The sequence below is a fragment of the Paenibacillus sp. FSL R7-0048 genome, from assembly GCF_038004505.1.
In the GTDB taxonomy this organism is placed as follows: Bacteria; Bacillota; Bacilli; order Paenibacillales; family Paenibacillaceae; genus Paenibacillus_AQ; species Paenibacillus_AQ odorifer.
Genome location: NZ_JBBORF010000001.1, coordinates 3340845 through 3356082, shown reverse-complemented (window position 1 = coordinate 3356082; position 15238 = coordinate 3340845). Strand labels below are relative to the sequence as shown.

14 protein-coding genes and 1 pseudogene are annotated in these 15238 nt (G+C 41.9%); 4 read left to right on the top strand and 11 right to left on the bottom strand.

Annotated features, from left to right (window positions below):
• Nucleotides 1-10: 10 nt before the first annotated feature.
• From NSQ91_RS15105 to NSQ91_RS15080, 6 genes are all read right to left on the bottom strand, one after another.
• Nucleotides 11-1519, bottom strand: coding sequence for a malate:quinone oxidoreductase (locus NSQ91_RS15105; protein WP_076129345.1), 1509 nt, complete (start codon nt 1517-1519; stop codon nt 11-13).
• Nucleotides 1520-1735: 216 nt separating this feature from the next.
• Nucleotides 1736-2776: a hypothetical protein gene (locus tag NSQ91_RS15100; RefSeq protein ID WP_076129344.1), complete on the bottom strand. Its 1041-nt coding sequence runs from the start codon at nt 2774-2776 to the stop codon at nt 1736-1738.
• 236 nt (nt 2777-3012) lie between these two features.
• Nucleotides 3013-4014, bottom strand: coding sequence for a Gfo/Idh/MocA family protein (locus NSQ91_RS15095; protein WP_076280708.1), 1002 nt, complete (start codon nt 4012-4014; stop codon nt 3013-3015).
• Nucleotides 4015-4044: 30 nt separating this feature from the next.
• Entirely contained in the window at nt 4045-5133 is a 1089-nt protein-coding gene (locus NSQ91_RS15090; protein WP_076301995.1) for a Gfo/Idh/MocA family protein, read from the bottom strand.
• Between the two features lie 32 nt (nt 5134-5165).
• On the bottom strand, nt 5166-5927 hold the full coding sequence (locus tag NSQ91_RS15085) for a sugar phosphate isomerase/epimerase family protein (RefSeq protein WP_076305066.1): 762 nt from the start codon (nt 5925-5927) through the stop codon (nt 5166-5168).
• A gap of 25 nt (nt 5928-5952) precedes the next feature.
• On the bottom strand, nt 5953-7116 hold the full coding sequence (locus NSQ91_RS15080; protein ID WP_076305065.1) for a Gfo/Idh/MocA family protein: 1164 nt from the start codon (nt 7114-7116) through the stop codon (nt 5953-5955).
• 154 nt (nt 7117-7270) lie between these two features.
• Between NSQ91_RS15080 and NSQ91_RS15075 the strand changes: the two genes are divergently transcribed.
• The 4 genes and pseudogenes from NSQ91_RS15075 (at nt 7271) to NSQ91_RS15060 (ending at nt 10414) form a co-directional block, all read left to right on the top strand.
• A complete protein-coding gene (locus NSQ91_RS15075) occupies nt 7271-8107 on the top strand; it encodes an AraC family transcriptional regulator (RefSeq protein ID WP_305953708.1) in 837 nt (278 codons plus the stop codon).
• Between the two features lie 29 nt (nt 8108-8136).
• Nucleotides 8137-8484, top strand: a complete 348-nt coding sequence (locus tag NSQ91_RS15070; RefSeq protein WP_081391931.1) for a GNAT family N-acetyltransferase — start codon at nt 8137-8139, stop codon at nt 8482-8484.
• A gap of 163 nt (nt 8485-8647) precedes the next feature.
• Entirely contained in the window at nt 8648-9502 is an 855-nt protein-coding gene (locus tag NSQ91_RS15065; RefSeq protein ID WP_076305063.1) for an SDR family oxidoreductase, read from the top strand.
• A 22-nt stretch (nt 9503-9524) separates the two neighbouring features.
• A pseudogene (locus NSQ91_RS15060) lies at nt 9525-10414 on the top strand (LysR family transcriptional regulator).
• 24 nt (nt 10415-10438) lie between these two features.
• Here NSQ91_RS15060 and NSQ91_RS15055 read toward each other — a convergent pair.
• From NSQ91_RS15055 to NSQ91_RS15035, 5 genes are all read right to left on the bottom strand, one after another.
• Nucleotides 10439-11122 carry an ABC transporter ATP-binding protein gene (locus tag NSQ91_RS15055; RefSeq protein ID WP_076129337.1) on the bottom strand — a complete coding sequence of 228 codons (684 nt, stop codon included), beginning with the start codon at nt 11120-11122 and terminating at the stop codon, nt 10439-10441.
• Entirely contained in the window at nt 11119-12237 is a 1119-nt protein-coding gene (locus NSQ91_RS15050; RefSeq protein WP_076275698.1) for an ABC transporter permease, read from the bottom strand. The genes NSQ91_RS15055 and NSQ91_RS15050 overlap by 4 nt, the downstream gene beginning before the upstream one ends.
• Nucleotides 12238-12306: 69 nt before the next feature.
• Complete coding sequence (locus NSQ91_RS15045) at nt 12307-13683, bottom strand: sensor histidine kinase (protein ID WP_076194281.1); 1377 nt, start codon at nt 13681-13683, stop codon at nt 12307-12309.
• Nucleotides 13680-14357 (bottom strand): response regulator transcription factor, encoded by a 678-nt coding sequence (locus NSQ91_RS15040; protein WP_076129334.1) that lies wholly within the window; start codon nt 14355-14357, stop codon nt 13680-13682. The genes NSQ91_RS15045 and NSQ91_RS15040 overlap by 4 nt, the downstream gene beginning before the upstream one ends.
• 71 nt (nt 14358-14428) lie before the next feature.
• The gene (locus tag NSQ91_RS15035) at nt 14429-15235 is read right to left on the bottom strand and encodes an NmrA family NAD(P)-binding protein (protein WP_076305062.1); all 807 of its coding nucleotides are present in this window, start codon (nt 15233-15235) and stop codon (nt 14429-14431) included.
• Nucleotides 15236-15238: the final 3 nt, after the last annotated feature.

Sequence of the window (15238 nt, the reverse complement as noted above, 5' to 3'; positions counted from 1 at the left end):
TCCTTTATTACTAAAACACCTTTTGATTAAAAACATGTTCTTTTCCACCTAAACCCAGTGTATCTGCTGTTGTAGTGTGAATTTTCTGCAGAAGCACGGGATTATCCATTAGTGACAAGCCATAAGAAGGAATCATTTCTTTTATTTTGGGTTCCCATTCTTTTATATATTGAGGGAAACATTTGTTAAGCACTTCAAGCATCACGTGAACAGCCGTAGAAGCTCCAGGGGAAGCCCCTAACAATGCTGCGACCGAACCATCGGCGGCACTAATAACCTCCGTACCAAATTGAAGTGTGCCTTTGCCAGCTTCTGTATCTTTGATAACTTGCACACGCTGACCAGCTACAACAAGATCCCAATCTTCAATTTTGGCATTGGGGATAAACTCTTTCAGTTCTTCCAGACGTTTTTCTTTCGATAACAGCACTTGTTCGATCAGGTATTTTGTTAATGACATATTTTTAGCACCTGCCGACAGCATTGTTATGAGGTTATCCGGTTTCACAGAAGTTATTAAATCAAACATTGAGCCCGTTTTTAAGAATTTAGGTGAGAATCCGGCAAATGGTCCAAATAGCAGTGATTTTTTATTGTCGATAAATCTTGTGTCTAAGTGCGGTACGGACATTGGAGGGGCTCCAACTTTAGCTTTGCCGTATACTTTGGCATGATGCTGCGCAATAACTTCCGGATTATTACACACCATAAAAATACCGCTTACTGGGAATCCACCGATATGTTTTCCTTCAGGAATACCGGATTTCTGCAGTAAGTGCAGACTTCCTCCCCCGCCACCAATGAACACAAATTTCGCTGTATGTTGTTCAATGTTACCGCTGGCATTTCTGATTTTTAGATCCCATAAGCCAGCACTGTTGCGCTTCATACTATTGACACTATGTTTGTAGTGAAGATCGACGTTTTTACTCTTTAAATGCTCAAATAAGATACGCGTTAAAGCACCAAAGTTAACATCCGTTCCAGAGTCAATTTTTGTAGCCGCAATGGATTCATTCGCAGGACGATTTTGTATAATAAGTGGAATCCATTCCATCAGTTTTTTAGAGTCAGCGGAAAATTCCATCCCTTGGAATAATGGATTTTTTGAGAGCGCTTCAAATCTTTTCTTTAAAAAAGCTATATCCTTCTCCCCTTGCACCAAACTCATATGAGGTAACGGCATAATAAAGTCCTGGGGAGTATGTATCAGCTTGCGATTTACAAGATAAGACCAAAACTGCATCGAAAGCTGAAACTGTTCATTAATCTGAATAGCTTTGCTAATATCTATAGATCCGTCTGGCTTTTCAACAGTATAATTAAGCTCACAGAGCGCCGCATGCCCGGTTCCTGCATTATTCCATTCATTAGAGCTTTCTTCCCCTGCTTTTTCAAGCTTTTCAAATACTTTAATTTTCCATTCCGGTACTAATTCCTTCAAAAGTGTTCCTAAAGTCGCACTCATGATTCCGGCACCAATTAAAATGACGTCTGTATCAGTTGCACTTTTGCCCATTATTACCATCCTTATCCCCTGAATTTTGCAGAAAGGATGTGGGCGCTCCTTCTTAGGCGTCACACCTTTTCTGTATCAATTATAACCTTATCATGGTATATTACAATTATTTATAAATTTAATATCTACTATTATATGAAAAAAATAAAATATTTAAAAGCTTGTAAAAAAGATAGAAATAAGTCCTCAAGATTTATGGAACAAAAAAAGGCTGCATCATGCCCTGTTCTCATTGTAGACAATTCCGTTTTGATAGCCCAACCCCACTATTGTTTTTTGAATTTCCTGATCTACTTTTCTTTTAAAAGTTGCAAACTCTATTGTGGTTAAGCCGATTGGAAGCTCTTGTTCTATAAATGAATCAAAATCGATCGCCGTTTTGAAAATACGAAGCTTGTGCAGAAAAGGTAATTGCTCCATTCCCGTCAAATGAGCCAATGTTTTGCAATTCATAATCGTTAGCTCTTCCAGTGCCTTCATCTGCTGATCAAAGTTAATCTCACGTAGCTGGATTTGATCTTCAATCACAAGCTTTTTTAACGCACGAAAAACCGAAATATTACTCAGGTCATGAAAGCCACGGACTCTACAAATTTCCAGGCTCTCGATTTCGTTTTCTTCGATGTCCTGAATATGTTCTCTGCCTCCAAGTAAAATACGTAGGTCTTTCAATTTCTTTAGCCGATTAATAAAATGTAAGGGTTTGTTGCTGATGGAGTGCAGCGCGAGATAGGTAAGATCCTCCAGATCTCCAATAGCATCAAGGTTTTTAACCTTACCTATTACATGCAACTGTTCTAAACGAGAGAATTCTTTTAGGTATTCCAGATTAAGCATCTTTTTCTCCGAGCTAATATTTAAAATACTTAGAGACCGTAACGTATCTATACTCAGAATTTCCGGATTTTCAAGCTCATATATCCCCACGCTCAGACTATACAGGTTATTCAGCTTAGCCAATACGTTCGTGTTATGTGCCTGGTGAAGACAATTCAGCAGCAGCATTTTAACATTTGGAATCTGCAGGAGTGTCTCACAATCAAAGGATACAGAATAGTGGCCATAAAAACGCACTCCAAAATTTTCATCAAAACGCGCGCAAAGCTCATTTACTTCATCCAGAATCGAACCATAGGTCGATGGATCAGAGAACTGGACAATAACTTGGTTGCCGCTGTACAAGTCTTGCTGAATCTGAACTGGATCTAGTGAAATAGGATCATTGATCAGAATCCTTCTTTTCCATGTAACACTCATTCCTAATCCCTCCTACTTGCCGTTAATCATCAGTGTATATTTATTGTAAATCTACGAATTACTTACCCAAGAACATAATTACATAAATCAACCCTATGGACAAGCTACCAAGGAAGGTTACAGGTTATTTAGAGTTTCGTTGATTTAGGAGGATTGAGTACAAGTGTTTTACATTAAAATACAATAAGCTGTATCATTCGTAGATTACTCTACTTTTGATACAGCTTATTTATTATTTATTCAGCCTTCTGCGATGAACTATATATCCCCGCCACCAACTCCAGCGCTTTTATCCCTTCAGCACCATCCAACCAAAACTTTTGACCCCTGGCGACATGTTCATAGAAGTCCTCAATCAGTCTCTTATGCCCGGTGCCCCAATAGGATTTACCTTCCGTGGCACTGAAACTAGGCTCGCACAGCAAGGTTTCCTTTCCATCCTTCCAAAGATACAAATGATCTCTGCGGAGGTTGATAGTACCCTTTTCAAAAACTAGCTCCAGCTCCACTGGAGAATTCTCCAGATAGGTATTTGTACCATAAAAAAGCCCTCTGACATTACTAGTGAAATCGATGCAGGCATGGGCGGTATCTTCTACCTCTATGACCCCATTTAGCACATCCGTGGTAATACTCCCTTTCACCGATGCCACCTCTCCACCAAACCACTGAAGTAAATCCAGTGTGTGAATGGTTTGGTTAATTAGCAGACCTCCACCTTCCGTAGACCAGCGTCCTCTCCAGTTACTATCGCTATAATAACTTTCGCTACGGTGCCAGGTTACGATTCCTTTCATACAGAGCAGCTTCCCATATATTCCTGAGTCAATCACCTGCTTAATATACATGGAGGCATCATTATAACGGTTCTGAAACACCACACCAAGCTGACCTGTGCTTTGCTGTGCGGCTTCAAGTATTCGTCTGGCTGAAGGAAGATCTGCCGCCATAGGCTTTTCGGTAAGGACATGTTTTCCTGCTTGTAACAACTCCGTAGCCATTTCTGCATGTAAATAATGAGGCGTACAGAGATGTACAACATGAATACGGTCATCCTTCAAAATTTCTCTATAATTATTAGTGGCTTGGCAGTCATATTCATTAGATGTCTGCAATGCTTTGTCAGCATCAATATCTGCAACCGCAAGTAGTCTCACACCATCGATGCCTGTTAATGTTTTTGCATGAAGAGGGAAAATGGCTCCGCATCCAATAATGGCTGCTCCAAGTTCTTTCATCTATATTACCCTCCGTTCATCATTCCATCGTTATCTGAGTATTGCTGGGGTTAGATTGATCGCTTGCTCTTGAGCCTTCAGACATAGCTCGGCAGCTTTGAACACATGGGTCTGTGTCATCGCCAGCTCTGTCCGATTCAGACAGTCAAGGATTAGCTCACCAAAGAAAGGAAAACCAACCTTCCCTGCTACATGCTCATAATGTTCCCCTTCCCCATTGACCCAGTACACATGATCCGGTGTATTTGAACGACTTATATCAGTATATTTACGCAGTTCAATGTATCCTTCAGTCCCCATAATCATCGTGCGCCCGTCTCCCCAAGTGCCCAGCCCATCAGGGGTAAACCAATCCACGCGAAAATATTGTGTTGCCCCATTGTCCCCTACAAGAGTAGCATCACCAAAATCCTCTAATTCGGGATAAGTCGGATGATTGTAATTGGCCACTTTACTATGAATAACCGAAGCATCCTGACAATCTGCATAATACAAAAATTGTTCTATTTGATGACTGCCTATGTCACATAGAATCCCACCATATTTCTCCCTTTGGAAAAACCATTCCGGCCGGTTAGGAGCATTTAGACGATGTGGCCCTAATCCAATGACTTGCAGGACACGGCCAATAGCGCCTTGTTGAATCAGCTGCCCCGCATAGATAGCGCTTTCAACGTGAAGGCGTTCACTATAGTAGACCATATATTTCTTATTGGTTGCAGCTGCCATTGCTCTAGCGGATTCAAGCTGTTCCAAGGTCGTAAAGGGGGCTTTATCCGTAAAATAGTCCTTACCGTGAGCCATTACTCTATTGCCTAAAGGTCCTCGTTCAGATGGAATTGCGGCCGCTGCAATTAATTGTACTTCGGGATCTTCCAGAACTTCTTCCATTGATCCGGCAGCTTTGACACCGGGATATTTACTAATAAAATTTCTGACCTTTTCCTCGTCCGGATCATATACCCATTTCAGCGTTGCCCCTGCCTCAACCAGTCCGTTACACATCCCGTAAATATGACCGTGATCTAGGGCAATAGCGGCAATGATGAATTCCCCCGGCTTCACTACGGGTTTGGATTCATACGTTGGTGCATAGGTCATCCCATTTTTTCGATTCATAGAAACCCTCCTCCTATTAGTATTACTCCATTCTATAAGGTATTAAGAAGATACCGCAGACTGATCTCCAAGCTTTCAAAAGGATCACGGCGGCAAACATCCTGCTCCACTACGAACCATTCAACACCCGTTTCGCGACAGACATTGATAATTTCTTTATAGTTCATATTCCCTTCACCGATTTCAGCAAAGATCTGTTTTCTATTAACAATCGCCATATCTTTTAAATGCACTACCTGCATTCGACCTGCAACTTTGCGTATCCATTCGGCTGGACTCCCTCCGCCCGCTTGAACCCAATATAAATCCAGCTCAAAACCAACGGCAGGATCAGACTCAGTGAGCAGAATTTCCATGCCAGTCAATCCATCAAACCGTTCAAATTCAAAATCGTGATTATGATAAACAAATTGCAGATCATGTTGTTCTTTTAGTGTAACTGCAATGCCCGACATCAGCTTGGCGAATTCACGGTAACCTTCTTGCCCCGTACGGAATTTTTCCGGTAAACTTCCTAGTCCAATATTTTTGCAGTTCCACAGCTTATGTTCAGCGGCTAAAGCATCTAAATCGTTCACTAGCCGATCCCAAGACACATGGGTTGCACATATTGCCAGTCCTGCTTCATCTGCATACTCTTTTACGAGCTTCGAATCGATTGACCCGATGCCTGAAATCTGAATAGCTTCATAACCCATAGCAGAGACCTTTTGAAAAGTGGATCTTAAATCCTCCGCAGTTTTAGTAAAATCACGTAATGTGTACATTTGAGCAGCAATGGTTGAACGATTCATAGGATCTTTCCTCTCTGATTAGAATTTAATGAGTTCCCTTAACATCAAAGGTTTGGACGGCTGTGGTTTCTTTGTTGAAGTTAGAATTCTCCACCTTTTCCATGAGCTTCTCATAAAATAAATCTTCATCAATCGGTAACTCCACCCAATCGTCGGTCCAAGCCGATAAATACATTCCATTAGATAACGTTAGACCGTGAATGCCTTCCTCACCCGGAGCTAACAATTTCTCATCGTGTAGAATGGCATTCGTAAAGTTCCGCAAAATTCCTTTATGCTGTTCCCCGCCACCCTCTTCTACAGGAATCTCACATCTCCAACACTCTGGGCTGCCGAATCCTCCCGTAAACTCTGCATTGAATTGCGGCTCCGGCGTGCGTAGACGCCAAAAGGTCAGCTTCCCGTCTTCCACTACGATTTTTCCATGATCACCAGTAATTTCGAAACGGTTAGTTCCCGGTGCTTCACCTGTTGTGGTGATAAAAAGCCCTGTCGCACCATTTTCATATTCCACATAAGCGGTTACATCGTCTTCAACCTCAATATTGCGGTATTTACCAAAATGACAAAATGCTCTGATCCGCTTAGGCATCATACCTGTCGTCCACTGCCATAAATCTAGTTGATGAGGATCTTGATTCAGCAGCACCCCACCACCTTCGCCTGCCCATGTAGCCCGCCAACCACCGGAGTTATAGTAACTTTGTGATCTGTACCAGTTGGTGATAATCCAATTTGTGCGGCGGATTTCGCCTAGTTCACCAGACTGTATGAGATCTCTAAGCTTTTGATACAAAGGATTCGTCCGCTGGTTATACATGATTCCGAATTTGCGATCAGACTTTGCTGCAGCTTCGTTCATCTGCTTAACAGCTTTGGTATAGACCCCAGCCGGTTTCTCAACCAATACATGATAGCCATATTGAAAAGCCTCGATAGCTAAAGTTGGATGATCATAATGTGGAGTACAGATTAATACTGCATCTATGAGATGAGACTCATATAACTCTTGGGGTGTTGCAAATTTCTGTACACTTTCCGGTAAATGCTCTTCTGCCCATTTCAAACGTTCTTCCCTTACATCACATACAGCTGTAAGCTCAGCATCTTTAATATGATTCAACAGACTTTGTGCATGTGCACTCCCCATATTCCCAATTCCAATAATGCCATACCGTACTTTATTCAATCAGATCACTTCCCTATTTGAGGTTATGTTATGAGAATATACTTAATTAATAGACATGAACATGAGCGAAACTAAGCATTATTTGCATAATAATAAGATGATTTAGTTAAATAAATTCGTTATAATAAGGATAATCAAGTCATAGAGGAGCTAGATGATGAATAATCCAGGTAACCTTACCGGCAGATTCCTCCAGAATCTTACCGTAAAAGTGACCCATGCCCAACTTAGAAGCGGCTATAGCGGGTGGAATCGTACGCTAGAAACTCCAACCTTTAATCGGCTGTATTTTATTGACCGCGGTGAGGGAAAAGTTATCATTAACGGTGTTACTTATTATCCGAGAGCAGGTCAGCTAATGATCATGCCCGCAGGAAGCACTCAAACTACAGAAACGTCAACGAATGATCCCTATACACGCTATTTCTGCCATTTTGATGCTGATATTGGGGAGTGGCCCTTATTCCATTCGGCAAACAAACTGTTTATCTGTGATGCGCCCAACCCAGATTCTGTACGGGTTATTTTCACAGAAATGATCGAACAGTTTCAAAAAGATGATGTATTGTCCATTCTGCGTACTCAGGCAAACGTCCTCAATCTAATTGCTACTTGTCTTGAATCGAACGATAATATCAAAACAGACTTTATGCAAGAATTTATACATACGGGGGATCAAGGAAAGCTCGCCTATGTTCTTCAATATATTGATGAGCGGCTGGATAAACCCATAGAAATAGAAGAGTTAGCAGAAATTGTCCACTTACATCCGAACTATTTCATCCCCTACTTCAAGAAATTTATAGGGGTTCCCCCCATGCATTATGTACAATTGAAAAGAATGGAGCATGCTAAAAGACAGCTTTCTTATAGCAATTTCAGCATTTCAGATATCGCGGAGCAAGTCAGTATGGAATTAGCCCATTTCTCTAAATATTTCAAAAAGACAATAGGAATCTCCCCTTCTGCCTATCGTAACAGCACTAAGTAAATTTATTAGGGAATGTCTTAATCTATGTGATGAACTATAATAAAAAGGCTCTAACCTACAATTTTGAGGTGGTGAACGATATTCTTATCAGAACAGCATCTATAAGCGACATTCAAGAGATAGCAAGACTCTCAAGCCAGCTTGGATATCCTTTGAATATCGAACAATTAGGAGAAAGACTACAAGAAATCGGAACACACAAAGATCATACTGTATATGTAACTGAATCAGATCACCAATTGGTAGGATGGATACATGCGACCGTTCGAATCTTACTTGAATCTCCTTCATTTGTTGAAATCGGAGGTCTTGTTGTTGATCAGACTTGCCGCGGAGAAGGAATTGGCAGACAGCTTGTAGAAACCTGTGAACGATGAGCAATCCAAACAGGGTTTAGCAAAATTAGAGTACGTACCAATCAAACCAGAGAAGATGCTGTACAGTTCTATATTCATATAGGATTTTCGCAAAAAAAATCACAGCATGTACTTGATAAGGAACTTTAATCACACTCAGGACTTTTAGGGAGGTTCAATGGTTATGCTAGAATTAACTTTGCATCCAGCATTAGAAGGAAAAATCGCTGTGATTACCGGAGGAGCCGGTGTATTATGCCGGGTTATGGCGCTAGAGTTAGGTCGGCAAGGAGCTAAAGTCGCGATTCTAAATCGCACCGCAGCTAAGGGAGATTTGGTTGCCGCTGAAATTACAGCCGCAGGCGGTCAAGCGATTTCACTCTCCTGTGATGTTACAGATCAACAGAGTGTTATGAGAGCCGCAGAAGCCGTTAAGAATCACTGGGGGCCTTGCGATCTATTAATTAACGGAGCTGGCGGAAATGATTCCTCAGCAAATACGACCCAAGAGATTTTCAAAAATGATGACCTGGAGAACCCGGACATATTTACTTTTTTTGACCTTAGTGTAGATGGATTTCGCAATGTGATGGACCTTAATCTGATTGGAACATTGATCCCAACCCAAGTTTTTGCCAAGCAGATGCTCGGCAGAACGGGCACATCTGTTATTAATATTTCATCCATGAGTGCACCTTCTCCAATGACCAAAGTACCTGCCTACAGCGCTGCCAAAGCAGGAATTAATAATCTCACCCAGTGGCTCTCCGTTCATTTCGCTGAGTCTGGTATACGTGTGAATGCCATTGCCCCTGGCTTTTTCCTTACTAAACAAAATGAGAAGCTGTTGGTTCGTGAAGATGGCGAGCTTACAGACCGTTCCCAAAAAATCATCTCTCATACTCCAATGCGCCGCTTTGGACAGCCGGAGGATCTGCTTGGCACACTACTCTGGTTAGCAGATGAAGCAATGTCAAGCTTTGTGACCGGAGTTACCGTCCCCGTTGACGGTGGATTCTTGGCTTATTCGGGAGTATAGACTAATCTAATGAGGGATTACAATGATTGTAGATCCATTACGCGTATTCGTTACTGTAGCTGAACTGAGTCATTTTTCCAAAGCAGGAGAAGCGCTGAATTTATCTCAACCCGGTGTCAGTCTGCATATCCGGAATCTTGAGAATGAGCTCGGTGCTAAACTCCTGCATCGTTCTTCTAAACAGGTTAGATTAACAGAAGCCGGCAGTATTCTTTATAAACACGCCAAACAAATATTGGCTCATTTCGATGAAGCAAGTCAGGAAATCCATATGCTTCAGGACGAAGTCACTGGGAGTATACATATCGGCGCTAGTTTTACTATAGGTGAATATATTTTGCCGGCAAGACTTGCTGATTTTGCCAATCAATATCCGCAGGTCAAGCTGCAAGTGACGATAGGCAATACTGAGGAGATTATTGGAGGCGTTAAATCCAACGAACTGGACATAGGGTTTATTGAAGGTGAGGTCCATGAGAATGATCTGAATGTCACTCCTTATATGAAAGACGAGATGATTATGGTCGCTCCTGCTACCCACCCTCTGTCAAAAGCGATTTCTGTGGAGCAGAGTATGTTGCAGGATCAGGTTTGGGTGCTTCGCGAACACGGCTCGGGTACACGAGCTTTCAGTGATCATTTCCTACAGGAGGAAGATATATCTGTTAAAAGATCCTATGTCTTCAACAGCTCTCAAGGTGTTAAAGAAGCTGTAGCCTCTGGCCTCGGAATCGCCATGCTCTCCAGATGGATTGTACGGAAGGAACTAGAAAGCGGTGAGATCAAGAGCTGCCAATCAGACAACATCATCTGGAAAGGCAATTCTCAATCATCCGACATCAAGAATGTTCTTCTTCCTTAGCTACCGATGTCTTTATAAAAAAGCTACTTGTCTTTAGAAAAGACAAGTAGCTTTTTTTCTTCCACACTATGAAATTATACTTGATGTTCAACCAAATGCCCGTCTTCCAGATGCAGAACGCGGTCACACCATTCGAGCATCCGTTCATCATGAGTGACCATTACCGCTGCTTTACCTTCACTCTTCACCTCATCAGCGATCATGCGTACAACTTCTCTTCCGCGTTTGAAGTCCAGACTGGCTGTCGGTTCATCTGCAAAAAGAATCGCTGGTTTATTCATCCATGCTCTAGCGATAGCTACACGCTGCTTCTCCCCACCGGAGAGCTGTTCCGGATAATGATTACGCCGTTTCCAGATATCCAGCCGCTTCATCAAATCAGCAGCCCGTTCCTTCGCTTCCTTAGCACTCATTTTCGCCTGCTTGGCTACAAAAAGGAGTTGCTCCTCCACCTTCAAATAAGGCAACAACTGAGCGCTTTGGAACATAAAACCTATCTTCTCTAAACGGAGCTCCGTCAGCTCACTTTTACTTTTATCTGTAAGTGATTCCCCATCTATAAAAATTTCACCACTAGTAGGTGTTAGAAGTGCACCAGCCGCTGAAAGGAATGTACTTTTCCCTGTTCCCGAAGGTCCAAGGACAGCAACGAATTCCCCTTCATTAACGATCAGATTCAAATTGTTCAGCACAGACACCGTTGTATCGCCATCACCGTAGTTTTTGGTTACTTGCTTCATGATTAGTTTTGCACTCATGCTCCAGCCCTCCCAATAGCTTCTAATGCATCTACTTTTGCCACTTTAGCGACAGAAATTAGTGATCCTAAAAGAGACATCCCAACGAATAAACAGCTGGTTAAAAGAATGGTGGAAGGCTCCAGTTGGAATGGCATCGAATCAGGCAGGACCTTATTCATCCCAAAGGTAAGCAGTAAGCTAATGCAAAGACTTGATATAGCTAAAATCATGACCTGCCCTACCACGCTCCAAGCCAAGTAAGACATTTTAGTACCCATCGCCTTCAGAATACCAAACTGACTTGTTTTCTGAATCGTAATGACATAGAAGAATACCGCCAGAACAAACGCTGCGATCACAAACAGGAAAACAATCATCATTAGCAGTGAACCCTGCTCTGCCGAGTAGCCCGGAACATTGGATATAGCTACTTTTTGAGTAATGACCTCTACATCTTTTACATTCGTTGAAATCTTATTTACTTGATCAGCATTCGCATTAAGGGCAATCACATTAAACGGTACCGACGAAGAGGTTTCTTCTCCTTGGTTAACCCCCTGCTTCATAGCTTGCCAATCCTGATTGTTGATATAAACTACTGGGGTATGGCTGTAAGAGCTATCCTCAACAAAACCTGCGACAGTAAATTCCATCCCGGTTGCCTGATCACGAATGATACTGCCAAGTTTAATTCCTGACTGTTCCAGGTCACGATCAACAAGGACTTTACCGTTTGTCTCATTTGTAATCTTGTCACCTTCAACTACTTTAGGAGCTAATAACCCATTCATATCTACTGCAAAAAAAGTAATATCTGCTTTTACGTCTGCCTCGTTAGCAGTGACAGTGCTCATCTGCATTGCAAGTGAAGATGCATTATTGTCTCCAACTACTGCACGTACATTCTGGAGCTCCGTATCTGTTAACTGAGAACGTCTAAAGGTCTGATCCGCATCACCTTGCACTACAAAATAATTCGCCGGCATGTTCTCTACTGCAGAGATATTTGCATAAGCTAATCCTCTGGCTAGTCCCGTGACGAAAAGTACAAGAAAGGAAACCAATAACATGATAACCATAATTAATAGGTATCTGGCTTTAGAATGTCGCATTTCCCTTAAGGCTAAAAACATATTACCACTCCTTCTAATCTGTATAGTCACAGTTTAGAAGATGAAAATGAACGGAGTATGAATAATGAATTACAAAAGCGGAAGTGTAACTGTAAAGGTAGTCCCTTCACCCAAAGTACTGGTTACTTCAATGGTTCCGTTATGCGCTTCTACGATTTTTTGAGAAATCGCAAGTCCAAGTCCGCTGCTATGTGTTTCATGCGTACGTGCTCGATCTACTTTATAGAAACGATCAAAGATTAACGGCAACTCCTCAGCTGAAATGCCTTCACCCGTATCAGACACAGAAACAATACAGTTCTGTTCCACAAGCTTCGCGGAAATCATAATGGAACCTTCAGCAGGTGTGTATTTTATGGCGTTGGAGAGCAGGTTCATCCATACCTGGAACAATAGATTTGGATCACCTAGAACGCTGATGTCTGCAAGATTCAAACGCACGGCCAGTTGTTTCTCTGTTAATCTCCATTCCATGATTTGTACGACCTGTCTTAGTTGTGCACGTAAGTCTGTCGACTTTTTCTGTATGGAATTAGGATCATAATCAAGCGAAGACAAGGTAAGCAGCTGTTTGCTTAGCAATGAAAGACGATGGCTTTCTTGGTCAATGATATTGAGATACTGTAACCGTTCATCCTCAGGTAAGGTTGAATCTTGTAACGCTTGGGCAAATCCCTGAATAGATGTTAATGGCGACTCAATTTCATGTGATACATTAGCGACAAATTCCTGACGTGCCCGATTTGTTCGTTCCAGCTCCCGGCTCATAATCATAAAATGGGAAGCTAACTGACCAATCTCATCACGCCGCCACGTATTCAATTTGATATCGTATCTGCCTTTTGAGATCCGTTTAGTGGCCGTCGTCAAACGTGTAATAGGTCTAACTACATGCAGTACGCTAATCATTACAAAGCCTAAGCTAAACAACACGGTGAACCCAATGATCACAGCAAAAAAGACGCGCAGCTCACCGAATTGTACTTCAGCATCCGGACGCATAAACAAAGCATACGTCTCATTGTTTACTTTTACAGGAACACCAATTGAATTACGCAGTTGATTATCAAAAAATCCGGTAATAAATGCACTGTCCGGGAAATCCGCAACCCCATGATAAATTTGCCCATTCAGAACCTTCTCTAGTTGCTGCTCATCCAAATCTTCTTTTCTAAAGGGCTTACCGTAGAATCTTGATTCCCCTTCAGCATCTGTTAAATAGATTTTATAACCCAGCTTGGCTATACTCCGCAAATAATCCTCCATTGTCTCCGGATGTGATTCTGCGAATTGTTGAACCTCGATAGCCATTCCGGTAAGTTTGGCATCGTTCTGAGATTTAATCTGGGCTTGATAATAAATATTAGACACCAAAAATCCAAGAAGGCTACTCACCACAATTACTGAACAGAAGACAATACACATCCGGACATACAAGGATCTCATACGTTAACCATCTCCAATTTATAGCCAATGCCTCGAACGGTTCGGATCACAAAATCTTCCTGATAATCTACGAAGCGCTGACGCAATCGTTTGATATGTACATCGACTGTTCGCTCATCCCCTTCATAATCCATGCCCCATACCAGTTCAATTAACTCACTACGTGTATATAACCTGCCTGGATATTGTGCCAATTGAGCCAGAAGCTCAAACTCTTTTACCGGTAGCAGCAGAACCTCATCACCATCGGTTATTTCATAATTTTTGCGGTCAATAACTAGAGAATTTAATCGAATCCGATCATCTGAAGCAATGGAATAGCGGCGAAATAACGCTTTGATCCGAAATAGCAACTCTTCAGGCTCAAAAGGTTTCGTTAGATAATCATCCGTCCCCCGCAAATAACCTTGCTCTTTATCACTCAGCTGCTGACGTGCTGTCAATAAAATAATCGGAATATCATACGTTTCTCTAATATGCTGACATAGCTCTAACCCATCTACATGTGGCATCATTACATCTACGACCGCTAAATCCGCAATACTGTCCTGCAATTTATGTATCGCATCTCGGCCATCACTGGCCTCCATCACCTGATATCCTTCCCTTGTTAGTACATGTTTTAATAATGTTCGAATATTCACATCGTCATCTGCTACTAAAATCTTCTTCATCATTTACACTCCCTGAATAATGGATGAACTCATAGTAACAACTTTATAACGATAGAACAACTAAAGTCAGATCAAACAAAAGGCTTGATACTCTCTCTAAGTGTGGTAACCGGCCGCTCCATCAGTCTCTCCAGATCTTTTGATGTAGAAGCAGTATCTATCTTCGCTAAAAACGAATAAATCCAATGCTGAATACTTGAATCCTGGCGAAACGTAATTTTTTTCCCTGATAACTCTGATAATACATCAACTAATTCGTTGAAGTCCCAAACGTTGGGTGCAGCTAGTTCGTAGACTTGGTTCATATGTCCATTCGTTGTAAGAACCTTTGCCGTAGCTAAAGCGAGGTCCTCACGAGTGACTGAATTAAACTGCCAGTTCCCTGGATAAGTGGGTAGCTCGCCGCTTTCCATCGCTTCCTTCAACCCAAGCACACCCACAAAATCTATGTACAAAGCGTTACGTAGAAACGTATAATCTATCCCTGATTCAAGAATCATCTGCTCAGTAAGTAAATGGACATGATAAGAAGGAATCGGACCTTTGGGTGGAAAGGCAAATCCAGTATAAAGCAGATGCTTCACATTGGCCTTTTTTGCTGCATGAATGACCTGAGCATGCTGATGTAATCTGATCTTATCATCGGTATGAGAGCTGGAGATTAAAAGTAACGTTGTGACCCCAGTAAAAGCTTCAATCAGCGTATCTAACTGGTCATAATCGCCAAAACGGACTTCGAACCCTTTTTCTAAAAAATTAACAGCTTTATCTGGCTGACGAACACAAGCAATAACTTGACTAGCCGGAACGTACTTCTCAAGCTTCTCCATAATTAAGCTGCCTAATTGACCTGTGGCTCCTGTAACCATAATCGACATACA

What these genes read in the sequence shown, in the direction of transcription:
- NSQ91_RS15105 (WP_076129345.1), bottom strand. Translation starts at nt 1,519, where the DNA reads ATGGGCAAAAGTGCAACTGATACAGACGTCATTTTAATTGGTGCCGGA.
- NSQ91_RS15100 (WP_076129344.1), bottom strand. Translation starts at nt 2,776, where the DNA reads ATGAGTGTTACATGGAAAAGAAGGATTCTGATCAATGATCCTATTTCA.
- NSQ91_RS15095 (WP_076280708.1), bottom strand. Translation starts at nt 4,014, where the DNA reads ATGAAAGAACTTGGAGCAGCCATTATTGGATGCGGAGCCATTTTCCCT.
- NSQ91_RS15090 (WP_076301995.1), bottom strand. Translation starts at nt 5,133, where the DNA reads ATGAATCGAAAAAATGGGATGACCTATGCACCAACGTATGAATCCAAA.
- NSQ91_RS15085 (WP_076305066.1), bottom strand. Translation starts at nt 5,927, where the DNA reads ATGAATCGTTCAACCATTGCTGCTCAAATGTACACATTACGTGATTTT.
- NSQ91_RS15075 (WP_305953708.1), top strand. Translation starts at nt 7,271, where the DNA reads ATGATGAATAATCCAGGTAACCTTACCGGCAGATTCCTCCAGAATCTT.
- NSQ91_RS15070 (WP_081391931.1), top strand. Translation starts at nt 8,137, where the DNA reads ATGAACTATAATAAAAAGGCTCTAACCTACAATTTTGAGGTGGTGAAC.
- NSQ91_RS15065 (WP_076305063.1), top strand. Translation starts at nt 8,648, where the DNA reads ATGCTAGAATTAACTTTGCATCCAGCATTAGAAGGAAAAATCGCTGTG.
- NSQ91_RS15055 (WP_076129337.1), bottom strand. Translation starts at nt 11,122, where the DNA reads ATGAGTGCAAAACTAATCATGAAGCAAGTAACCAAAAACTACGGTGAT.
- NSQ91_RS15050 (WP_076275698.1), bottom strand. Translation starts at nt 12,237, where the DNA reads ATGTTTTTAGCCTTAAGGGAAATGCGACATTCTAAAGCCAGATACCTA.
- NSQ91_RS15045 (WP_076194281.1), bottom strand. Translation starts at nt 13,683, where the DNA reads ATGAGATCCTTGTATGTCCGGATGTGTATTGTCTTCTGTTCAGTAATT.
- NSQ91_RS15040 (WP_076129334.1), bottom strand. Translation starts at nt 14,357, where the DNA reads ATGAAGAAGATTTTAGTAGCAGATGACGATGTGAATATTCGAACATTA.
- NSQ91_RS15035 (WP_076305062.1), bottom strand. Translation starts at nt 15,235, where the DNA reads ATGTCGATTATGGTTACAGGAGCCACAGGTCAATTAGGCAGCTTAATT.